The following is a 20,894-nucleotide window of genomic DNA, read 5'->3' as shown; positions in this document are numbered from 1 at the left end:
TCGTTTAAGTTTATCATTGTTTATACAAATTGACTACACGCGGCTCAAGGGTTTACAGGGTGAAAGCAGTGCAATAGTGGGTAATTTCATGTAAACTGGAAGGAAGGTACCTGTGAAAAAAGCAGGTAGAACTGTGCAAAATGTAATGGAGGAACGATACGCTATGCTATTGCAAGTAACCGGAATTACTAAATCTTATGGAATTGAGCCCGTTCTGGACGGGATTAACCTTCAAATATTGGAACGTGAACGTATTGGACTCGTAGGTGTGAACGGTGCAGGCAAATCGACCCTGCTCAAAATCATTGCTGGTGAAATATCCTATGACAGTGGACAAATTTTCAAGGCGAAGGAGACCAGCATCGGTTATCTGGCGCAAAACAGCGGCTTGAATTCTGACCGTTCTATCTGGGGGGAAATGATGCTGGTGTTCACTCCCCTGATTGAAGCGGAACGGGAACTGCGGCAAATGGAACAGGACATCGCTGACCTGGCCAATGCTCAAAACGAAAAACGCTACGCAGATCTGCTGGAACGCTATGCACGTCGTTCAGACTGGTTCAAGGATCACGGTGGTTATGAAATGGAGACCCGTATTCGCAGCGTGCTGCACGGTATGGGCTTTGGTTCATTTGCACCTGAGACGCCCGTAGCTACTCTGAGCGGAGGACAGAAAACTCGGCTTGCGCTAGCGCGCATCCTACTGCTCGCACCAGATGTCCTTATGCTCGATGAGCCTACCAACTATCTGGATATTCAAACACTGACTTGGTTGGAGGATTATTTGCGCGGCTACTCCGGTTCTCTGCTGGTTGTATCACATGACCGTTATTTCCTGGACCGACTGGTAACGACGATTATTGAAATTGAACGCCATCGTTCTACTCGATATACAGGCAACTACAGCCGCTACATGGAGCTGAAGGCTGCCGAGTACGAAACGAATCTGAAGCATTACGAAAAGCAGCAAGGAGAAATTGCCCGTTTAGAAGCATTCGTACAACGCAATATCGTGCGGGCTTCCACGACCAAACGCGCTCAAAGTCGGCGCAAGCAGCTAGATAAAATGGAGCGTATGGATCGGCCCATGGGAGACTTGAAAAAGGCTCATTTTTCCTTTGAAACAGCCCATATGTCAGGTAAGGAAGTACTGGAGGTACGTGACCTCTCTGTGGGGTATGAAGGTAAAAAGCCTTTATTCCAGCATGCATCGTTCGACTTAAAACGTGGAGATACCGTGGCACTGATTGGTCCGAACGGGATCGGAAAATCGACGTTGCTCAAATGTCTGACCGGATCACTTAAACCTGCTGCTGGCTCCATCCACTGGGGTACGAAAATCAAAATCGGCCTGTATGACCAGGAGCAGACGAACCTGAACCCCGCCAATACCGTACTGGAGGAGTTGTGGAGCGAGTACCCTCATATGGAAGAAGCACGTATTCGTACAGTGCTGGGTAATTTCCTGTTTAGCGGTGACGATGTACTTAAAAAGGTAGCTGCATTAAGCGGAGGGGAAAAAGCCCGTGTATCTCTGGCCAAGCTCATGCTGCGCGAAGCCAACGTGTTAATTCTAGATGAGCCTACCAACCATCTGGATCTGTTTAGCAAGGAAGTGCTGGAAGCGGCTTTGATGGACTATGACGGTACGCTGTTGTTCATTTCCCATGACCGTTATTTCCTGAACAAAATGGCGGAACGTGTCATCGAGCTTCATCCTGGGGGGATAGAACATTTCCTGGGGAATTATGATGACTATGTAGCCAAAAAGCAGGAGTTAGAGGAAATTGCGCAGGAAGCTCTGGAGGCAAATCAGGCCACACGCGGCAAAACATCGGCTACCTCTGCATCCGTGACAGACGAGACCACATCCAAATCACGCGCCGCCACCTATGCGGCAGACAAACAAGCCAAAAGCGAGGAACGTAGCCGTCAACGCAAGCTGGAGGCATTGGAAAACCAGATCAAAACGCTGGAAGAACAAATTTTAGGGCTGGAGGAACAAATGACCCTGCCTGAGATTTATCAGGATTACACAGCGCTTCAGAATATTCAGGCACAACTCGACACCCATAAACAGGAATTGACTGAAACCTATACCTCTTGGGAAGAGCTGTTAGAAGAATAAAAACTACTGCATAAAATCTTAGCCTTAAAAATTTCACATTTTCCTCTTCTATATTTTTGTACACAAGATTATCCACAGCTTATGTGTATGAATGAGATTAAAAAATGGCCTTTTGGGCCATTTTTTTATTGATAAAAAGCCATTTTCAAATGAAAACCAAATTTATCCACCTTTTTATCCACATTATCCACAGATTTCACAAGAACTAAAGGTGTTACATATCCCCCAACTTGCTATCTCCAAAAAGTCTTAGCCTGCTTGCTTCGGACCCGGTTATCCACATTCGAAGCGGTATATGTGGATAACTTTGTTCACAACTTGACAAATCACATCATTATTCGGGCAATATCAAAATTCCAGATTTTTTTGATGGATCATGAAAAATCGTGAACAATTGTGACGAATAATGCGAGTGAATGAGAGGCTGCCTTTCATTTGCTCAAACTCCTGTATTTTATCCTCTTGAATTTATATTTTTATGATAGTTTTGGAGCGGACAAAAAAGACACGACTCAACTGTGCCGTGTCTTGCTCATTCTTCTTCAATTAAGTTTGGACAGACCATTCTTCCAGAGACAGCCCTGGATCAGCCTTCATATCCAATGAGGTAAATTCCCCGCGCTTCCATTTGGCGTAGGCCGCAGCGCCGATCATCGCTGCATTATCTGTGCAATATTTCATCGATGGTACAAGCAGCTCGATTCCTTCGCGCTCACAGCGCTCCCGCAATGCTGTACGCAGTCCGCGATTAGCAGCCACACCGCCACAAAGCAGAAGCTGCTTCGCACCGTATTCACGCATGGCACGAATCGCCTTTTCCACCAGCACCTCGACGACCGACTCTTGAAAGCCTCTTGCGATCGCTCCCACATGAACGGTTTCTCCGCGCATTTTCGTCTGGTTAATTACATTCAGCACCGCAGATTTCAAACCGCTAAAGCTAAAATCATAAGAATCCGGCTCCAGCCATGCACGCGGCAAAGTAACCACTTCCTCCGATTCATGAGCCACACGATCCACATGCGGGCCACCCGGATACGGAAACCCAATCGCTCTCGCTACTTTGTCGTAGGCTTCCCCAACCGCATCATCTCTTGTACGACCAATGAGTTGAAAATGACCTTCGGACTCCATCAGCACCAGCTCTGTATGTCCTCCTGACACAACGAGAGCAATGCACGGATATACGATATCATGCTCCAGCTGATTGGCATAAATATGTCCCGCGATATGATGCGTCCCGATTAATGGCTTGCCGAACGCCAAGGCAGCACTCTTGGCAGCGACAATTCCAACCAACAATGCGCCAACCAGTCCTGGTCCTTGTGTCACGGCAACCGCCGAAATCTCACGAGGGGTAATTCCCGATGTTTGCATGGCCTCGTCCAGCATGTAGGTGATGCTCTCCACATGTTTGCGTGAAGCTACCTCTGGCACAACACCACCAAAGGCTTTGTGTGTTTCAATCTGACTGGAAATCAAATTTGAGAGCACCTCTGTACCATTTTTCACGACGGAAACAGCCGTCTCATCACAACTCGTTTCCACTGCCAGTATATAGCAAGGCTCGCCGGAGGCGGAGCCTGTACCTGCTTTTTCCTCTTGCGTCATTGCTTCTGCACGCTTCCTTCCTGTTCACCGGATGCCCCATGCGCGGGAAGATCCGCCCACATGATCACGGCATCCTCGTTATTATCCGAATAATAGCCTTTGCGCACACCTGCGGGCTTAAAGCCTTTTTTCTCATACAAGCCCTGAGCGATCCGGTTCGTTACCCGCACCTCCAGCGTCATACGTTCCATCCCTAAATAAGAGGCCGTCTGCATCAGCTCATCCAACAGCTTGTCCCCAAGCTTGCGTCCGCGATAAGCCTCACGAATCGCAATATTCGTAATATGGGCCTCATCCATAATCGTCCACATGCCTGCGTAACCAATGGCTCGTCCGTCTAGTTCCATAATCATATATTTAGCGAAATGATTCATCGTCAGCTCATTGCGGAATGCTTCCTCCGTCCACGGCAGCGTGAACGCTTCACGCTCAATCTCCAGCACATCGGGAATATCATCCAGTTGCATCAAGCGAAACTCAAGTTTCTCTTCCCGCTGTATGTTCTTTGCCATGTTGTTCACCGCTCTCTTCAGCGCTGACGAAGCAGATTGGCTTCCGCCTCCGCCAGCTGGGTATAATTAGGAACCAGCGTATGTAGCTCGTCATGTTCTTGACGAAGCAGCTTATCCGCCCCAAGGCGGCCAACCCATCTTCCCTCCAGCTCATAAGGTACGATACGCAGCTCGCTCCAAGCACGCAGGCGCTCGGCTGTTTCGGCGTGAACCGCCGTTTCACCGACTAGCCAAATGACCGGAGGACGCTCTTCAGAAGGCAAAGCCTCCAGCCGTTGCAGCAGATCATCGGTCCAAGCAGTCATCAAGCGAATTGCATCTGGCTCCAGCCGTTGAGGGCTCTCGGTGTCGTCAACTGTATTCACGCCGAACAGCCCCGTGTAAACCTGACCACGGCGCGCATCCAGCACAGGCACAATCCAGTCTGCTGCCTGCGCTCCGGATGAACCGTTATTCACAGACTCATTTTTATCTTCTTGTCCCTTCATCTCGATACCACGATTCCAACCACCCCACGCCAAAGCGTGCAAAGTGGATATGGACGTCACCGGGATACCCCAGGCCCAAGCGAGTGTTTTGGCTGCGGTCACCGCAATCCGGATACCGGTATAAGACCCCGGTCCAACACCAACTGCAATACCATCTACATCATCTCGTGTCAGCCCTTCTTCATTCAGCAGTCGTTCCAGCTCGGTAATCACATGCACGGAGTGATTACGTTCGCCATAGACGTTGCTTTCTCCCAGCAATTCTCTTCCGTTCATCAGAGCGGCCGCCATCACGGTCGTCGCTGTATCTAACGTCAAAAACCGCTCACGCGGCTTTACATTCACATCTGTATGCTCTCTTTGCATGGTTCAAACTCCATTCTCCCGCAAACTGCGGCACCATTGTTCATAAGGCTCGCCGTACCCGGTCAGGTGAATCAAGCGCTCCCCCACATCCGTTGTTTCTATATACAGGTGAAGCCGCTGCTCCGGCAATATATCCGGTATAATACTACCCCATTCCACCAGACATACTCCTGTCCCGTAAAAATATTCGTCCAGCCCGAGATCCTCCGCCTCGTCCTGGGAAATCCGGTACACATCCATATGATACAAAGGCAATCGGCCCTCGTACTCCTTAATGAGGGTAAAGGTTGGACTATTTACGATGCCCGGCACACCTAAATGGCCGGCAAAAGCTTTGGAAAAAGCAGTTTTGCCCGCTCCCAGATCTCCATCCAGCACAATCACCGTTCCGGGAACCGCTTTGGCTGCCAAAAAACCAGCCAATGACCCGGTCTGTGCCTCTGAGACAGAACGGAACGTAAACTGCTCCTGCGAAATTGTCATATATTTTAATCACCTTTCGTCCGAATCGGACCGTTCCAACTTGTTCTTTATTATATAGTTCACCTTATGTCGCCGCAAGGCATGAAGACATGCTATTGTAAGTTAGTGATACACACAGGGAGGGATTGAAACGATGGGGCAAACCGTTTTACTCATGATTGATGTTCAGCAGGCTATGTTCATGTATGATGAGAAGCTGTATCGTGAGCAGGAAGTTGTAGCGCATTTGCAGCAGCTTTTGGACAAAGCCAGAGCTACAGGTACACCGGTGATTTTTGTACAGCATACCGATGAAGCGGATGAGGATTTCCGAGAAAACAGTGTAGGCTGGGCCATCGCCGACGTAGTGCGTCCTCTTCCTCATGAACGAATTGTCCGTAAATCATCCTGGGACAGCTTCTACCAAACCGAATTGGGCCATGTACTGAAGGAACTGGGGGCCGATCAACTCGTAATCGCGGGGATGCAGACCGAGTTTTGCCTCGACACGACTTGCCGAAGCGCCTATAGTCTGGGATACCAGAACAACGTACTCGTATTGGATGCGCATAGTACATTTGATAGCAAGGTGCTAAGCGGTGAACAAATCGTAGCTCATCATAATGGTATGCTTGGCAATCGTTTTGTGCGTTTACTTGCGACAGAAGATGTACATTTTTCGTGAGTTGTTGAAGTTTAATGTTCCAAGCCGATTGCTTTCAAGCAAGTCGGCTTCTTTTTTTGTTCATGCGAAAAAAGCGCACTTTCGGGTGACACTGTTAACAAGAAGCGAGCTAGCACAATATAACGAAGATCATGAATATTGAAAGGCAAAGCCGTCTTCAGAAAATTCTGGAGGCTTTTTTTATTACCCAGCGATGAGTTAGATGATATTGCGAGGAAAACTTTCTCACGTATGGATTGCAACTTTCATTTTTAACATAAAATTCAATTAATGATCATGATTTTCAGAAAAATTAAGAAATTAACAGAAAACGTTAGAATGGCCTAATTATTGTGGAGTATATGGCCCTATAAACATCTGTACATAGATATGTGTAAATATTTGGACATTGAGCAAAATCTGCATTAGAACTATGATGAAAATGGTTTTAATTTCCAATGAGAGAAGGCGATCGAACCGTCACACTCACTGTCTTAGGCACCATGATATGCCCGCATGCAAATGTATCTTGCAGTCGCTGCTTCTCGTAGGTTAAGAGCGGAAATTACGAATTGAAGTGCAATCATGGATGTATTGTGTTTTGAACACAGCGAAAGGAATGTGAGTTTTTAATGAAAAAAGTAGCTTTAGTAAGCCCGTTGAGAACAGCGGTCGGCTCTTTTAACAAAACCCTTGCGCCTCTAAGCGCTTCCGAACTGGGGGCAACTGTGATGACAGCATGCCTTCAGCAAAGTAAATTAGAGCCTTCTTTGATTGATCAGATTTATTTGGGAAATGTTCTTCAGGCGGGCAATGGACAAAATCCTGCCAGACAGGCGGCATTAAAAGCCGGTATCCCTATTGATGTACCCGAAACAACGATAAACACGGTTTGCGGTTCAGGACTTCATGCCGTTGCTTTAGCTTACAATTCAATATTGGCTGAACAAGGCAACATCGTCTTGGCCGGAGGCATGGAGAGCATGTCGAATGCCCCTTACCTGCTAAGGAATGCAAGAAACGGCTACAAACTTGGCAACGGTGAGTTGGTAGACTCCCTAGTGGCCGACGGCCTTACGTGCCCGATCAACCATTACCATATGGGAATTACCGCAGAAAATGTTGCCGAGAAATATGGAATTTCAAGACTTGAACAGGACGAATTTGCCTATCAAAGCCAGCTAAAAGCCGTAGAAGCAAAAAACAAGAAGCTTTTTGAAGAGCAAATTGTTCCGGTCATGATCAAAACCAAAAAAGAAACTATTTCTTTCACAGAGGACGAACACATAAGAGGAAATACAACGCAAGAAAAACTTTCTCAATTAAAACCTGCATTTAAGGAGAACGGGACGGTTACCGCTGGAAATGCTTCAGGAATCAATGATGGCGCGGCGGCCGTGCTTGTAGTGTCGGAAGACAAATGCAAGGAACATGCATTAAAGCCATTGGCATATATCAAGGGATATTCACTTGTTGGCGTTGACCCTGCATATATGGGAATGGGGCCAGTGAAAGCCATTTCGACACTTCTTAAGCAGCAAGGTATATCCATCGATGCCATTGATCTTTTTGAAATTAATGAAGCGTTTGCCTCACAAGCATTAGCGGTAGTGAAAGAGCTAGGGGTCAGTCCGGAGAAGGTGAATGTCAATGGCGGCGCAATCGCGATCGGGCATCCTGTCGGTGCCAGCGGTGCTAGGATATTGACTACGTTGGTTCACGAAATGGTGCGAAGATCTTCACGCTACGGCATCGCCTCGTTATGCATCGGAACAGGAATGGGAATAGCCATGCTAGTTGAAAATGCGCTCATTTAAAGTGCGTGTTCAGGATGACTTTTAGAACTATCTCTTAAAAGGAAGGGAGATCGCTATGAATCAAAAAGATGTACTTTCACTCCAATCTATGCCTGCGGCTAGCGGCAGCTACGGGCGCCCACCATACCGCTTCATCAACCGGGAATTTTTTATCATTACCTATGAGACCGATCCTGCTGCGATTAGACAGGCGGTCCCAGAGCCTCTTGAGCCGGATGGAAGCAATACGGTCTCCTATGAATGGATCAAGATGCCCGATTCATCCGGTTTAGGATGCTATGAGGAAAGCGGTATTGTCATTCCATGTACTTTTCAAGGAGAACCCTGCAATTTTGTCGCCCAAATGTATTTGGATAACGCGCCTGCTATTCTGGGGGGACGCGAAGTCTGGGGATTTCCGAAAAAATGGGCAAAGCCTCGCCTGAGCGTGGAGGAAACGGAGACGCTGACGGGTACATTGCATTATAATCACGTCCTGGTGGCCACGGGAACTATGCCTTTCAAATATAACATTCTTGATGAAAAGGAAACGGCAAAAGCCATCGCAAAAACGCAAGTTAATTTAAAGCTAATTCCTGATGTTGACGGTACCCCCAAAATCGCTCAATTAGTAGCGTATAATCTCGAGAACATTACTGTAAAAGGCGCCTGGTCAGGGCCTGCCAGATTAAGCTTGATCCCCCATGTCAACGCTCCAGTGGCAGATTTGCCGGTTAAAGCTTATATTGGCGGGAAACATTTTATTGCTGATTTAACGCTTCCATATGGAAGCGTCCTCTACGACTATCTCCAATAAAGTTTGCTTTCCTAAAAATATATATATAAGGAGAAGGAACCATGAATAACAAAGTAATCTCCGCTGAAGAAGCAGTTAAGAAGGTCAAAGACGGAGACACGGTGATGGTCGGAGGTTTTCTGGCAGGAGGCTTTCCAGAGGACCTGGTTCGTGCGCTTGTCGACACCAATCCTGCCAGCAATCTTACGATTGTTTCCAATGACACAGGCACACCGGAATTATCTATCTATAAACTTGTAAAAAGCGGTAGAGTAAAGCGGATTTTTGCATCCTATATCGGCTCCAATCCAGAAACGGGAAGGCTCCTGATGACGAAAGAAGCTGAGGTCCAACTCTTCCCGCAAGGCACGCTCGCTGAAAAAATACGCGCAGGAGGAGCCGGTTTGGGCGGGGTTTTAACACCTGTAGGTGTAGGCACCGTTGTAGAGGAAGGAAAACAGAAAATCAAAATTGATGAAAAGGAATACTTGCTCGAACTGCCGCTCAAAGCCGATGTGGCATTAATTAGAGCCCATAAGGCTGATGAAGCGGGGAATCTTGTCATCAACGGTTCTTCACGTAACTTCAATATGGTTATGGCTACAGCGGCAGAGTATGTAGTTGCTCAGGTAGACGAATACGTAAAGACGGGTGAAATTGACCCCAATCATGTCAACGTTCCCGGAATATTTGTCGACGCAATTGTAAAGGTGGGTGAAAACGCATGAATAACAGAGAATTTATTGCTCGAAGAATAGCCCAGGAATTCAAAAATGGTGAAGTTGTCAACCTTGGTGTCGGATTGCCTACAATGGTAGTGGACTATATCCCCGAGGACATTCATATTATGCTGCAGGCGGAGAACGGAATCCTCGGTGTAGGCCCCAAAGCGGCTCAGGGAAAAGAAAGGCTCGATTGTATCGATTCAGGCGGAAACTACGTTACAACTATGGAAGGAGCATGCTTTTTTGACAGTGCACTTTCATTTTCCATCATCCGCGGAGGGCATGTGGATATCACCGTGCTGGGCGCCCTGGAGGTCGATGAGAAAGGCAACCTTGCAAGCTGGATGATCCCAGGGAAAAAGGTGCCAGGCATGGGGGGAGCCATGGATTTGGTGGTCGGAGCCAAGAGAGTGATTGTAGCCATGGAGCATGTGAACAAAAATGGAGCTCCGAAAATACTGGAACAATGTAAACTGCCCCTGACCGCTGTAAATGTTGTAAAGACCATAGTAACCGAAAAGGCTGTCATCGATGTTATTCCGGGTCAAGGGCTGATGCTAAAAGAAATTGCTCCGGGTTTGTCGGTGGAAGATGTTCAATTAGCAACAGAGGCTAAACTGATGGTTTCACCACATTTGAGAGCCATAGCAGTATAAAGGTCATCATAGAAAGGAACCAGCTGCACCTTCAAATTAACTTGTCTGGCGTTTAACATGCTCTCTCGACTGCATTTATTATTACAAATAAGGTTCGCTAATTGCTCATTGAGCAATTGCGAGCCTTTTTTTGTTGGAGTGGGACCTTTCAAGCAGCATTCTGCGATGAAAGACTACAGCTGTCCAAGATCTTTCTACAGCTATACCCCATACTATGGAAAAAAATCTGTTTTGGTGCTCCTCTTCTATTGTTCTTCCAGACGATCCACACGGACGGTTTGGGTATTGGTGGGTCTGCTACCTATCTGTACAGTGGCCATACCGTTCGCTTCGTCTACATGCTCAATCCAGATCGGTTTACCATCCAATTGTACGGCAATGGTATCGGGCGAATCATAAATAGCTTTTGCTCGTTCCACGTTCATGCTATTCTTCCCCTCCTGATTGTTGTTGTCTGCATTCATTCAGAAATATAGTTCACCTAGTCTTCATCTATAATCCGTTCAACATCTAATGAAGGGATGCTATGAGAAGGCGAAGTTGAAACTACAGCCTCCAAATCCACATGAGCCACAGCTATGGGAAAAGGCGGTTGGATTCCATGGGAAAGGGCAAACTCTGGCGGCAATGCATCCTGTTCTCCTCCGGCGGGTCCCCGAAAGGCGACATGGTTTTGACCTACACGATGCCTGATTTGCCGAGGAAAGGATTTTCCGGACATAAATTGTGTACCTCCTTTTGAATCGGATATGCCTTACTATGCACCAAAATTGTTGTAACCATGCGCAAGCAGAAGTAATTCTCAGCCTTCATTTGCACCTCATACAATCACTTGTACGAAGCATACTAAGTGAAAAATGGATATGCTCACAGCCGAGCGTTGGAATCGAAGGATACAAAATGAGGATTTAAGAAAAGGGGGACTGGCGTTATGCATACGGTCTGGAAAGGCGCAATCAGCTTCGGGCTGGTTCATGTGCCCGTTAAAATGTTTTCAGCGACGGAGGATAAGGACATTTCCATGCGTTATATTCATAAGGAGTGTGGAAGCCCACTTAGCTATGTACGAAAGTGTCCTGTTTGTGATAAGGAGGTTGAATGGGAGGAAATTGGAAAAGGCTACGAATATGAAAAAGGAAAATTTGTCATGTTCGACAAGGAGGAACTGGAGCAAGTTAGCGGACAAGCGGATAAAAATATTGTCATTTTGGATTTTGTGGATTTGCAGGAAATTGATCCGATTTACTTTCAGAAAACGTATTATTTATCCCCGGATCAAGCTGGCTCCAATGCGTATAAGCTGCTCATGAATGCGATGAAGGATACCGGGAAAATAGGGATTGCCCAAATCTCCATCCGCTCTAAAAGCAGTCTGGCGGCTATTCGGGTGTTGGATGAATGTTTGGCGGTGGAGACGATGTTTTACCCCGATGAAATTCGCCCCATTGCTCAAGTTCCTAACTTACCGGGGCAGGAGGAGGTTAAAGAGAAGGAGCTGACCATGGCAAAAATGCTGATCGAGCAGCTATCTACACCTTTTGATGCAGCAAAGTATACGGATCAGTACCGCGAGCGTCTGCTGGATCTCATTCAGCATAAAGTGGCTGGTGAAGAGGTGCGAATCGCCCCAACACAACCTCAGACCAACGTAGTAGATTTAATGGCCGCCCTTCAGGCCAGCATCGAGGCAGTGCAACCTGTCGTTACCGATCCCGGCCCTGCTGCGAAAAAACGTCCTGCGCGTAAACCAGCAGCCCCAACAGCACAGCAGGCTGTTGCAGGCGAGAACATCTCTCCGACTCCAGTCAAAAAGAAAAGAAGCACTGCCAAACGTAAAGAAACTTAAGCTGAGTTACAGAAAAGTCTGGCTAAGGGGTGGCGGTGAGACTGCTTTGATACGATAGTAGCTGACTGAACGCCCCCCGCTCCTCTTGTTCCAGTTGGCGGTAGTTCCCCTGCTGTATGACCTCGCCTTGATCCAGTACGACAATTTGATCTGCATGTCTGATGGTTGACAGGCGGTGAGCGATGACGATCAACGTCATTTGACCTTTCATCCGTTCCAGTGCTGCCTGAATTGCAGCTTCATGCTCACCATCCAGCGCACTTGTCGCTTCATCTAGTATAAGTACCGGAGGATGATGCAAGACAGCCCGTGCTAATACTAGCCGTTGACGTTCTCCTCCAGACAGACGAATCCCGCGATCTCCAATGACCGTGTCCAGCCCTTCGGGCAGTCTGGATACAAAGCTGTCTGCGGCTGCAAAATGTAACGCCTCCCATAGTTGCTGCTCACTAGCATCCTTATCTGCCAGCATCAAATTTTCGCGGACAGTCGCATGAAATAAAAATGGGTCTTGTGACACGTAGCCAAACGACTGCCGCCACTGGGGCAACAATTCGTCGTCCAGAACAAGCCCGTCTATTGTAATCCGCCCCCCAGTTGGACGTAAAAAACCCATCAGGACATCGACCATTGTACTTTTACCTGCTCCCGATTTCCCTACTATGGCTGTCATTCCCCGCGCGGGTATGAACAAATTGATACGATGCAGCGCAGGCTCTGCTGCACCATCGTAGCGATAACCCAGATGGCTGCATTCAATTCCATGACGAAGGGACAGGGGTTGCCGTACAGATGCAGATGATAGTTTGAATACCGATGGATCGGAGAAAGCTTCGCACTCCTGTTGCACCTTGGTGACACTTTCAAAAGCGGAGATCATAGACATGATGTATTCCAGACTCGCTTGAATAAGGGCAAATCGGGGCCATAAGCGGGAAAATATAAGAATCAGCACAATCAGTTTTTCAGATGTAACATGCAACCACTGCAACGATATAAATATGACACAAGCGACAAAAACAGCTGCCGCTGTACGATGAAAAAACTGTGTGGTCGCATTTTGCCGGACAAATTGGGTCGTATTATCCTCCATTCGTTGTGTCAGGGAGCGAAACCAATGGATATTCGCCGCTTCCAACAGATTGCTTTTAATATCTTTCATGCCGTTCATGTGATCCGTAATTCCAGCAAAATAAACCTGCGATAGCTCAGTCGTACGATCCCCTAATTGTTTGGCATTTCGAATGGAGCGGCGGAACACGACAAACAGCCCCAATCCACTCAGAAATACCAGTCCGGTTAAAGAGGGGGATAACCAAAAAGCCAGCGCAATCTGGATCAGCGTAAACATGACGGCTGTAGTCAGTTGAAGAAGCAAATTCGTTCCCTGACTGACACGCGCCAGCTCAGTCGTCATCACATGGCTAAAATCAGATTTACGCTGACGCAAATAAAAAGCCCACTGCGCCTTCATAAAGGAAGTGTACACGTCTACTCGCAGAGAACGCATAAAACGCTGCTGAATCCGCGAATTCAGGATGGATTGGTAACGCTGAAGCAAAGCCTGCCCTGTAAGCAGCACTACAAAAACCATCAACATCCCCGGCAACAGCCAGCTTTTAGGAATGAACGCCAAAAAATGATCCAATCCATCAGACAGAAATGGCATCCCTGAATGACCGACAAATACGCCGATGGCCGCCAGCATAGGAACAAGCATATAAATGCCAAAACCCTCCAGCAGGCTAACAATGATCATACATCCAATATTGAGAAATAACGCACCGCCGTTCACGCTATACAGCTTTGTCATATATAATCGCAGGTGAACCATAATGCACACTCCTTATCGAGTCAGTGCTTTGAAAATCGCCGCTTCAGCCAAAGAAATGGACGTAAAGGGATATACAAAAAATGCAGCTGGCGAGGCAGTGGAAAAACGGCCGAATCCCCCGTAGAAGGAAACAAACGGCTGATGAGGTAACTTAGTCTGTGTCTTGGCTCTTTTAAGGAAAGCAAGTAAGTGCGGCTGACCGGCTGATGGGCAGCCGCCGTGTTTCTGGTCATGACTTGGCTGGAGGCGGCAGCTGGAGTAATGGGGGCACAACTGGTAGCGGTGCTCATCGGGCTATAGTCGTCGTTACTGTCACCTTCTGTGATGCTAGTAACGCCAATGGTGGCAAGCATGGCTGCTTCGCCACAGGTACTACACAATGAAGGACCGCCATCCAGAGGGGCGGCCTCCGCTTGCTCCGCCAAAGCTCTGCTGCGCAGCAGCTCTGATGGAGCAAGCCTACCTGTACCCGACCCGTGGGCAATCGGGTATGGTGCGGGAACGCTGGCCTGCATGAAGGCCAGCGCGCTCAGCGCGAGCCTGTGCGCCTGCCGGGTAGCCGATACCGGACGCATCGGCTCTGGTATCGGCGTACCCAACAGCGCAGCGGCGAGCGCCCAGGCCTGCCCGCCAGCAGGCAGGCCCCCGTAGCGGCGCATCATCGGCAGTAGCGCCTCCCAATCGACAGCACATGCCGCAAGCCTGTCGATGTCAACCAGCCAGCGCAGCCTGAACCAGCCGTGACGCGCACCATGCGCACTCAAGTACAGAAATTGATGCTCGCTGCCAAGCGTATACATACAGGACGTCATCGCAGTCCTGTTGTCGGCAGGTGCCAACGGTACCATCCGACTGGCTCCTGTAGCTTTACCCATTTGCCGACAGCTCCACAGCTCGTCAAAAGAGGGTTCCCCACCCCCATCCGGGTGAAGACGCCAATGCAACTCTATCTCTACCCGCTTTTGCGGATGGAGGTAGGATGCATGATGGTCCTTCCATTTCCAACTGCCAAGGACACGCACTTCCCCGCTCTTGGACGCATATCCGGCTTCCTTCATCCAATGCTCAGCCTCATCCATATCGTCAGGGGCAATGAGTAAATCGATGTCCTTGGAGGTACGCAGAGAAACATCCCCGTACAATTGCTGCGCCAGAGCAGGACCCTTCAGCATAAGCACACGGATTCCATGAGCTATGAGCAGCCTGGTCAGACGCCCGGCTTCTGCTTGAAGATGGAGCATGCGAAGCGTGTTTCGATGATATTGCGCCTGAAGGTTTCGCAACAATTCTGCGGGAATGAACGGATGATTCAATGTTTTCAGTTGGAGATACACCGTAGGTACCACTCGATGGTGCTCGGTCAGACGTAAAAAGCGGACCCAATCCATCTCACGCAGCTGGGTAGCAGCAGTCTTATCCTGCGAATGAGAAAAGTCTTTCCCCAATAGAGAGAGTAACAACGTTAATTCCTGATCCTCATTCCAATTCGCAAGTTCCAAAACAGACTTGGTGGGCATGCATTCTTCTCCTTCGATTCTTTGGACTTCTTTTGTCTCATCGCCTTAAAGTAAAGAACTACCTTTATCTGCCATCTTTGTATTTGTATCCGTCACAGCACGTCTCCCGAATATCCCCACCACCGTAAATGCTTCCATCTCCCGTTTCCCCGTGACATAAATCGGTCCGCTACGTACCCATGCATGTGCGGCCAAGCGGCCAGCGGCATTTTTGGCTGTGCCCAGATACAGCGTGCAGTCCAGTTTTCTACGTCCCAGCAACGTCATCGCCGCAGCGGCTTGTACAAGACAACTACTGCGCCAAGGAGTATAACGGCTTGCCAGCTCCACAGCGTGCGAAATCTGCTGAATGGACTTCTCCTGCCCGACATCACACTGCCATGGAGTTTCTTCCATACATATGCCCCAAATCCTTGAGTAATCCCCAAAAGAACGACGCTGGCGCAGCCTCGCCCATCCCAGCTCCAGCCAAGCTTCCGGCAACAATCTCCTGACCTCTGGAGACAGGAGAAGAAGCCGTTGTATCCGCATATTATACCGACTCCCGTAGAAGCTTTAACAGTCCTTCCCGCTCCAACTCAGCCACAAAGGTATGTACCTGCTGTCTGCACTGTTCCTCGTCCACCTCATATTCGTTCGTCAGGACAGTTACGATATCGCCAAGTGAAGGACCGGATTCTGCCAGTTCCCAGATTCGTCCTCCTGTGAAGCCTAAGTTGTAATATTTACCAGTGTTAATACTCATCATCACTTTTTCCCCGTCCATATCACTGACGTAGACCTCTTCACCGTAAATGACGCGATACTGATCTTTAGCTGGATTAGTGGCTCCCATAACTCTTTTCCTCCTTACGAATGATATCAAGTACCCGTTGTACAACCTCGGACGCAGTAAAGACGGAACTATCCCTCAGCAGCCGCCAGCCCTCTACTTTACGAGCCATCCTAGCCGCTGTATCAAACGACCATTCACTCAAACCCATTCGCGGAATAATCACCCTACGATATGTATGTTGTAGTAATGTATGCAAGCACTCCAGAACGTTCAAGGGCTGTTCCGTAACTGCCACTAACTCCCCTTCGCGCATCAACGCACGGATTGGTGAATCTGCCACTAGCTCAAATACGCCTCCTAAGGGCAGCGGATCGTTAAAAAATTCATCTACGGCGGGTACGGCATATTTATTCAGCTCATCTGCAAGCATACGAAAATCTCTGTATTGTGGCATTACAGAATTGCCATCCGTTAGGGACCGTATGTGATTTATTGTGCGTGCATGCTTGTTCTCCCGTAAAGCCTCCAGTTGGAGCAAGCTATCCAACCCCAGCTTTTGCTGCGGATAAGCTGGATACACGATGGCTGAGGAAGCCGTAGCTTCTACAGCAATCACGTCATCACTAACCATCTGATAACCTGCCTGCCTAAAAGTAGCCGCCAGTGTCGATTTCCCCGTCCCCGATTCACCCACAAATGCGTAGGCCCTCCCCCCAATGACGACCGCACTTCCGTGAATAGGTAATATTCGTCTTTGCATCAGCAGAACACCCATGCACGTACCCAGTACAAATAGCCGCACGGTGTCAGGATCGGCCCCGGAGAATATGCTTACCTCGATTTCCTTGCCTTCCCTGACGGCATAAATGGCCGTGCCTGGTATTTGGAACATAAATCGTTCATCCAGCATCACAAAATTGGCCTGTTCCAGCTGACCACTCCATGCAGTCAAATCAGCCTGTCGAATGACTACATCCTCTACTGCTTCCGGTGCTGCCAGGAGCAGCTCAGGCAGATTCAGTTCACTGGCAATCCTGAGTCCAAAGGCTGTATATTTCGTCCAACTAACATTTGCACTCCTGTCATGCACGGTAGGACTCACTCCTCTGTCCTTAAAAATCCCGTCTTTATTTCTTGGGCAAAATCTCTAACCCGAAAGAAATAAAGACGGCTCTGTATTGAATACGAGTCCAATGGATTGTGCTATTTTCGTTCATTCAATCGTTATGGGCCGAGCTGACTGGCTTCCAGTCCAACATCGGCTGCATGTATAACCATCTATTAGCTTGGATTATAAATATCGGCATCGTGGTCGGACACCCAATCAATCTGTCTCCAGCCTTTCCCCGCCATGGTCTGGCTAATATCCAACACCTCTATCGTCGGTTCCTGCCATTCTTTTTTACTCATTTCATCACCTCCCCTCCAACGAATGACGAACTGTCCGGCCAGATCAATCTGAATCAGTTCAATCCACAGAGAAAACGGTACACGATCAGGCTATGCATTAGTAGTCGTATATTTGGATCAGACGCCTGTTCAGGGCGGGGGTGGCGAAGTTTCGCCATAGCCGTCTTTATTAACTCAATATTGAGATATTCAGCCGCTCGTAAATCATGACACATCAGTTGAAGCTCCCCCATAAACGTATCCCAGCAAGGAAGCATACGATGTAGCCAATCGGCAGGCTGCACGCCGCGTACCCGCTGGTTCAACCGAACATCATCAGGTAGATGATCACGCATGGCTTTACGAATGAGGGCACGGTCCCGACCGTTTTGCACATACTGCTCAAAAGGCACCGATAAGCAAAAACGAATTACCCGGCTGTCCCCGGTCGGATCACGTTCCCATAGGCCATAACGTAGTGAAAGTTTGGTCGCAACCACACCATTTTTGTTGGCAATCGCCAAATTTGAGAACTTCTCTTTTCTCGTCTGATCGGCATTTTTTATCCAACCTGTTCCGCTCAATACAGGAATATCTTCTACATGCATCCGTTTGGCAAACTCCGGGTGAATCAGGGAAGGAACGGGACTTCGATTGCTACGCCGCAACCATGAATGAGATTCAAGTGAAGTCGCTTTTTTCAACATTACGGGGAGTAGATGTGACATACGCCTGCCCGTAAGCTTGCTGTACCGCCACAATCCCTGAAAGGATTGCAACCAGTGCAAACGACGAAACTGCCGGGCATAATAGTCTAGTGCAGGGCCCCACGATACGGTAAAGTTGCCTCGTGCCCCGGTCAACAGTACACCGACATTGTGCTCCTGTGCTTTTTCGTAAAAACCTCTGATCCAGAAGGAGTTTTCAAAATATTTGTAGGGTGCTTCCATGAGTTCCAGCCAAATATCAATTTCTGAAAACGGACTTTTCCCCTCAAAATCCATATAATTCTCGTGAATGTTGCCCACATAGCGAGCCGTAGACTGAATATAGCCTCGTTCGTTCGCCAGCAATGTAGGCGGTGTCCAGTCTGTAAAATCTTGAACAGGCACATAGCTGTAGGCATGCAGCGGCTTTTGTTGCAAGTGCAGCGATGGTGCGGCAAAGCTGGCAACCGCTCCAGAATCCAGCCCTCCACTTAGGGCAGCCCCTACAGCGCGATGCGTCCGTAGTCGGGCAGTGACCGCTTGTGTGAACACCTCGCGGAAAGCTTCTATGTACTCGCCCCCTGTTTTGAGCCGCAGTGGCTCTACCTCATCCAGACATGCATATTTATGAAGGGTTCGCTTTCCCTCCTCCATCGTGAACCAATGTGCAGGAGGAAGCTGGTTGATATGCTTGTATGCGGTCGTTCCGATATCGACGGATTCCTGCATGGCTCGGATGGACAAAAATTCGGCCAGCCATGGCTCATACAATTCTTTTCGCAGAGAGGGCAGGGCCAAAAGCGGAGCGACTACCGTGCTAAACGCGAATCCTCGGTCATGCTGGTAGATGTACAACGTACGATTGCCTGTCATATCTCGAGCACCATATAATCGATGTTCCTTGGCATCCCAAATAACAAAGGCAAAATCACCTATCAGATAACCGGCTGCATCCACTCCCCATTTGTCATATGCCAGCAAAATCAGCTCGCTGTCCGTGATATCTTGTCGCCGTTCCTGCTCAACTCCCAGCCGTTCAAACAGCTCGGAACGGTTGTCAATAATTGCATCCGCTGTGATTGCCAAATCTCTTAGCTCATCATGGAAGGGAAGACGCTCATGAACAGATTCCGGGGTCACATGCTGGGCATGACAACCCAAAAAAATAGAGCCTTCACACCAAGCGCATACGCGGTCAGCGGGATATTTTCGCAGAGCTTGCATCATTTTCCCGCCTTCTTCGGTGCATACGGACTCATGCCCAAAGCTATAGATTCCGGCAATCGCACTCACGTTCTTCCCCCTTTTTCTTTTCCTATACTTGATAACACTACAGACGCCAAGCGCCCGAGCTTACGGGAAAAAAGGCTGCGATATCGGAGACCTTGATTTGGGCGTTGATAGCTTTGGAGCTGAGCTATAAGACGGTTTCGCTCCTCATAGCTATGTGCCAACCTGTTTTCCAGGGATTGAATCCGCCGATCGTTCACGATCTGGTCCACATGCATCCTTGCCGGATCTTGAGGTGCAGCATGACGGGTTGCATTTATCACGAGTTCTCTGTTATCTGCATCCTGTTCTTCCAGCATCCGATAAGCTACCTTCCATTCAAAGCCGCTTTGCTGGAGGAATTGTTGTGTACGTCGACTCAGCAACTCTATATCCGGCTCATCTTCAAAGCGGACTCCAGTCATCTGCTCAGCCTGCTCCAGCTCTTCCGCGTAACCAAGCTGCTTAAACATGCGGGACCCAATGCTTCTGCAATACAGCTCAATTTCCGTTTTACTCAACAAGTGTTGCCAGCTATGTACCGAATCTTGATGCGCCTGCTCATGCTCTCCTACGAAGGGATCACCCGCTCCCATACTATAAAAAAGACTGGATTTGGGCGTATCCGCAAAGTCCCCGTACTTTTCCATCCCCAGCTCGTACTTGATTCCCAGAAAATCGCACAGCTTCTCGATCTCCATCGTTGGATTGGATACGAGTTGTTCATACCTAAGCGGGTATGCAAGTGGATGAGGTGTAGCAAAATAATGAGCATAACGGAATAAACCAACCGTAATATCCGTCATTTTCATATTAAAATGCGGACCCCCCAGTTCCTCCAGCAGTTGAAAACGTCCATGCCGTAGCTGATTAACCTTTTTGAATGAGGCCACAATGGCCAAAGGATTCCGGATAAGCCACAGCCTGCGGGCAGCAGGGAATAAACGGTCTATAAATTCTAAAACCGTATAGTAACGCGGGGATTTGTCGATAAGCATATCTGCTGTTGTTCCTTGAAGCAGACCATTATATATTTCAAGTGCATACGAACGGGAGGCCTGCTCCAATACGTCGGGGGGGACCATACCTTCAAAAAATTGCCGAAGTATCCCTGTTCCTCCATATGGCCGTGCATGTGACTGAGGAAGATCATATAAACTGAGCAGAAACCACATTTCCTGCGTGGCAAACAGGCGGGAATGGTTTTGCAAAATGGCGGTAAGCAGCGAGCTTCCACTCCGAGGGACACTTAACAGGAATACCAGCCCTCCGCCTTGCTTTTCAATCAAGCAAACTCCTCCTCTACCTCTGCTCAAGACATTTTGATAGATACATATCGTATTTTTTATTATA

The 20,894-nt window shown here is 48.4% G+C and carries 21 protein-coding genes; 7 read left to right on the top strand and 14 right to left on the bottom strand.

All coding sequences use genetic code 11. The annotated features are described in order from the left end of the window. The first annotated feature begins 163 nt into the window (after positions 1-163). A complete protein-coding gene (locus NLX78_RS16395; protein ID WP_039270134.1) occupies positions 164-2,128 on the top strand; it encodes an ABC-F family ATP-binding cassette domain-containing protein in 1,965 nt (654 codons plus the stop codon). Between the two features lie 546 nt (positions 2,129-2,674). Here NLX78_RS16395 and tsaD read toward each other — a convergent pair. Genes tsaD through tsaE form a run of 4 tightly spaced genes read right to left on the bottom strand, consistent with a single transcriptional unit; the run spans position 2,675 to position 5,588 of the window. Beyond that, positions 2,675-3,739 carry a tRNA (adenosine(37)-N6)-threonylcarbamoyltransferase complex transferase subunit TsaD gene (tsaD, locus tag NLX78_RS16390; RefSeq protein ID WP_023987471.1) on the bottom strand — a complete coding sequence of 355 codons (1,065 nt, stop codon included), beginning with the start codon at positions 3,737-3,739 and terminating at the stop codon, positions 2,675-2,677. Further along, positions 3,736-4,251, bottom strand: a complete 516-nt coding sequence (gene rimI / locus NLX78_RS16385) for a ribosomal protein S18-alanine N-acetyltransferase (RefSeq protein ID WP_254350983.1) — start codon at positions 4,249-4,251, stop codon at positions 3,736-3,738. Before rimI ends, tsaD begins: the two co-directional genes overlap by 4 nt. Positions 4,252-4,268: 17 nt before the next feature. Further along, a complete protein-coding gene (gene tsaB / locus NLX78_RS16380) occupies positions 4,269-5,105 on the bottom strand; it encodes a tRNA (adenosine(37)-N6)-threonylcarbamoyltransferase complex dimerization subunit type 1 TsaB (protein WP_039269583.1) in 837 nt (278 codons plus the stop codon). Between the two features lie 3 nt (positions 5,106-5,108). Further along, complete coding sequence (tsaE, locus tag NLX78_RS16375) at positions 5,109-5,588, bottom strand: tRNA (adenosine(37)-N6)-threonylcarbamoyltransferase complex ATPase subunit type 1 TsaE (protein WP_254329305.1); 480 nt, start codon at positions 5,586-5,588, stop codon at positions 5,109-5,111. 133 nt (positions 5,589-5,721) lie between these two features. Here tsaE and NLX78_RS16370 point away from each other — a divergent pair, with 133 nt between their 5' ends. The 5 genes from NLX78_RS16370 to NLX78_RS16350 all read left to right on the top strand — a co-directional run bounded on the left by NLX78_RS16370 (position 5,722) and on the right by NLX78_RS16350 (position 10,204). Continuing rightward, positions 5,722-6,252: a cysteine hydrolase family protein gene (locus tag NLX78_RS16370; protein WP_061829613.1), complete on the top strand. Its 531-nt coding sequence runs from the start codon at positions 5,722-5,724 to the stop codon at positions 6,250-6,252. A 611-nt stretch (positions 6,253-6,863) separates the two neighbouring features. Next, positions 6,864-8,048 (top strand): acetyl-CoA C-acetyltransferase, encoded by a 1,185-nt coding sequence (locus NLX78_RS16365; protein WP_134902140.1) that lies wholly within the window; start codon positions 6,864-6,866, stop codon positions 8,046-8,048. A 55-nt stretch (positions 8,049-8,103) separates the two neighbouring features. Continuing rightward, positions 8,104-8,844 (top strand): acetoacetate decarboxylase, encoded by a 741-nt coding sequence (locus tag NLX78_RS16360; RefSeq protein ID WP_254350982.1) that lies wholly within the window; start codon positions 8,104-8,106, stop codon positions 8,842-8,844. A 41-nt stretch (positions 8,845-8,885) separates the two neighbouring features. Next, positions 8,886-9,551 (top strand): CoA transferase subunit A, encoded by a 666-nt coding sequence (locus NLX78_RS16355; protein WP_235307615.1) that lies wholly within the window; start codon positions 8,886-8,888, stop codon positions 9,549-9,551. After that, a complete protein-coding gene (locus NLX78_RS16350) occupies positions 9,548-10,204 on the top strand; it encodes a 3-oxoacid CoA-transferase subunit B (protein WP_165176411.1) in 657 nt (218 codons plus the stop codon). Before NLX78_RS16355 ends, NLX78_RS16350 begins: the two co-directional genes overlap by 4 nt. Before the next feature lie 245 nt (positions 10,205-10,449). Here NLX78_RS16350 and NLX78_RS16345 read toward each other — a convergent pair whose 3' ends face one another. Beyond that, complete coding sequence (locus NLX78_RS16345; protein ID WP_013309199.1) at positions 10,450-10,629, bottom strand: H-type small acid-soluble spore protein; 180 nt, start codon at positions 10,627-10,629, stop codon at positions 10,450-10,452. 56 nt (positions 10,630-10,685) lie between these two features. Continuing rightward, the gene (locus NLX78_RS16340; protein WP_061829618.1) at positions 10,686-10,925 is read right to left on the bottom strand and encodes a hypothetical protein; all 240 of its coding nucleotides are present in this window, start codon (positions 10,923-10,925) and stop codon (positions 10,686-10,688) included. Between the two features lie 210 nt (positions 10,926-11,135). On the opposite strand from NLX78_RS16340, the gene ku reads away from it, so the two are divergent. Beyond that, on the top strand, positions 11,136-12,050 hold the full coding sequence (gene ku / locus NLX78_RS16335; RefSeq protein WP_013309197.1) for a non-homologous end joining protein Ku: 915 nt from the start codon (positions 11,136-11,138) through the stop codon (positions 12,048-12,050). A 22-nt stretch (positions 12,051-12,072) separates the two neighbouring features. Here ku and NLX78_RS16330 read toward each other — a convergent pair whose 3' ends face one another. From NLX78_RS16330 to NLX78_RS16295, 8 genes are all read right to left on the bottom strand, one after another. Beyond that, positions 12,073-13,884, bottom strand: coding sequence for an ABC transporter ATP-binding protein (locus tag NLX78_RS16330; RefSeq protein WP_254350981.1), 1,812 nt, complete (start codon positions 13,882-13,884; stop codon positions 12,073-12,075). A 20-nt stretch (positions 13,885-13,904) separates the two neighbouring features. Further along, positions 13,905-15,401: a nucleotidyltransferase domain-containing protein gene (locus NLX78_RS16325; protein ID WP_254350980.1), complete on the bottom strand. Its 1,497-nt coding sequence runs from the start codon at positions 15,399-15,401 to the stop codon at positions 13,905-13,907. A gap of 45 nt (positions 15,402-15,446) precedes the next feature. Then, positions 15,447-15,932, bottom strand: a complete 486-nt coding sequence (locus NLX78_RS16320; RefSeq protein WP_254350979.1) for a lasso peptide biosynthesis B2 protein — start codon at positions 15,930-15,932, stop codon at positions 15,447-15,449. 1 nt (position 15,933) lies between these two features. Then, positions 15,934-16,236, bottom strand: coding sequence for a lasso peptide biosynthesis PqqD family chaperone (locus NLX78_RS16315; protein WP_061830251.1), 303 nt, complete (start codon positions 16,234-16,236; stop codon positions 15,934-15,936). Further along, complete coding sequence (locus NLX78_RS16310) at positions 16,223-17,266, bottom strand: dephospho-CoA kinase (protein ID WP_254350978.1); 1,044 nt, start codon at positions 17,264-17,266, stop codon at positions 16,223-16,225. Before NLX78_RS16310 ends, NLX78_RS16315 begins: the two co-directional genes overlap by 14 nt. A gap of 191 nt (positions 17,267-17,457) precedes the next feature. Next, entirely contained in the window at positions 17,458-17,586 is a 129-nt protein-coding gene (locus NLX78_RS16305; protein ID WP_134902123.1) for a paeninodin family lasso peptide, read from the bottom strand. Between the two features lie 53 nt (positions 17,587-17,639). Next, on the bottom strand, positions 17,640-19,565 hold the full coding sequence (locus tag NLX78_RS16300) for an asparagine synthase-related protein (protein ID WP_254350977.1): 1,926 nt from the start codon (positions 19,563-19,565) through the stop codon (positions 17,640-17,642). Beyond that, positions 19,562-20,830: a sulfotransferase family protein gene (locus NLX78_RS16295; RefSeq protein ID WP_254350976.1), complete on the bottom strand. Its 1,269-nt coding sequence runs from the start codon at positions 20,828-20,830 to the stop codon at positions 19,562-19,564. The genes NLX78_RS16300 and NLX78_RS16295 overlap by 4 nt, the downstream gene beginning before the upstream one ends. Positions 20,831-20,894 lie beyond the last annotated feature (64 nt).

Source organism: Paenibacillus sp. Lou8.1 (assembly GCF_024213565.1).
GTDB lineage: Bacteria > Bacillota > Bacilli > Paenibacillales > Paenibacillaceae > Paenibacillus > Paenibacillus polymyxa_B.
The sequence above is the reverse complement of the archived record's forward strand: the minus strand, read 5'-3'. Positions and strand labels throughout refer to the sequence as shown.

What these genes read in the sequence shown, in the direction of transcription:
- NLX78_RS16395 (WP_039270134.1), top strand. Translation starts at nt 164, where the DNA reads ATGCTATTGCAAGTAACCGGAATTACTAAATCTTATGGAATTGAGCCC.
- tsaD (WP_023987471.1), bottom strand. Translation starts at nt 3,739, where the DNA reads ATGACGCAAGAGGAAAAAGCAGGTACAGGCTCCGCCTCCGGCGAGCCT.
- rimI (WP_254350983.1), bottom strand. Translation starts at nt 4,251, where the DNA reads ATGGCAAAGAACATACAGCGGGAAGAGAAACTTGAGTTTCGCTTGATG.
- tsaB (WP_039269583.1), bottom strand. Translation starts at nt 5,105, where the DNA reads ATGCAAAGAGAGCATACAGATGTGAATGTAAAGCCGCGTGAGCGGTTT.
- tsaE (WP_254329305.1), bottom strand. Translation starts at nt 5,588, where the DNA reads ATGACAATTTCGCAGGAGCAGTTTACGTTCCGTTCTGTCTCAGAGGCA.
- NLX78_RS16370 (WP_061829613.1), top strand. Translation starts at nt 5,722, where the DNA reads ATGGGGCAAACCGTTTTACTCATGATTGATGTTCAGCAGGCTATGTTC.
- NLX78_RS16365 (WP_134902140.1), top strand. Translation starts at nt 6,864, where the DNA reads ATGAAAAAAGTAGCTTTAGTAAGCCCGTTGAGAACAGCGGTCGGCTCT.
- NLX78_RS16360 (WP_254350982.1), top strand. Translation starts at nt 8,104, where the DNA reads ATGAATCAAAAAGATGTACTTTCACTCCAATCTATGCCTGCGGCTAGC.
- NLX78_RS16355 (WP_235307615.1), top strand. Translation starts at nt 8,886, where the DNA reads ATGAATAACAAAGTAATCTCCGCTGAAGAAGCAGTTAAGAAGGTCAAA.
- NLX78_RS16350 (WP_165176411.1), top strand. Translation starts at nt 9,548, where the DNA reads ATGAATAACAGAGAATTTATTGCTCGAAGAATAGCCCAGGAATTCAAA.
- NLX78_RS16345 (WP_013309199.1), bottom strand. Translation starts at nt 10,629, where the DNA reads ATGAACGTGGAACGAGCAAAAGCTATTTATGATTCGCCCGATACCATT.
- NLX78_RS16340 (WP_061829618.1), bottom strand. Translation starts at nt 10,925, where the DNA reads ATGTCCGGAAAATCCTTTCCTCGGCAAATCAGGCATCGTGTAGGTCAA.
- ku (WP_013309197.1), top strand. Translation starts at nt 11,136, where the DNA reads ATGCATACGGTCTGGAAAGGCGCAATCAGCTTCGGGCTGGTTCATGTG.
- NLX78_RS16330 (WP_254350981.1), bottom strand. Translation starts at nt 13,884, where the DNA reads ATGGTTCACCTGCGATTATATATGACAAAGCTGTATAGCGTGAACGGC.
- NLX78_RS16325 (WP_254350980.1), bottom strand. Translation starts at nt 15,401, where the DNA reads ATGCCCACCAAGTCTGTTTTGGAACTTGCGAATTGGAATGAGGATCAG.
- NLX78_RS16320 (WP_254350979.1), bottom strand. Translation starts at nt 15,932, where the DNA reads ATGCGGATACAACGGCTTCTTCTCCTGTCTCCAGAGGTCAGGAGATTG.
- NLX78_RS16315 (WP_061830251.1), bottom strand. Translation starts at nt 16,236, where the DNA reads ATGGGAGCCACTAATCCAGCTAAAGATCAGTATCGCGTCATTTACGGT.
- NLX78_RS16305 (WP_134902123.1), bottom strand. Translation starts at nt 17,586, where the DNA reads ATGAGTAAAAAAGAATGGCAGGAACCGACGATAGAGGTGTTGGATATT.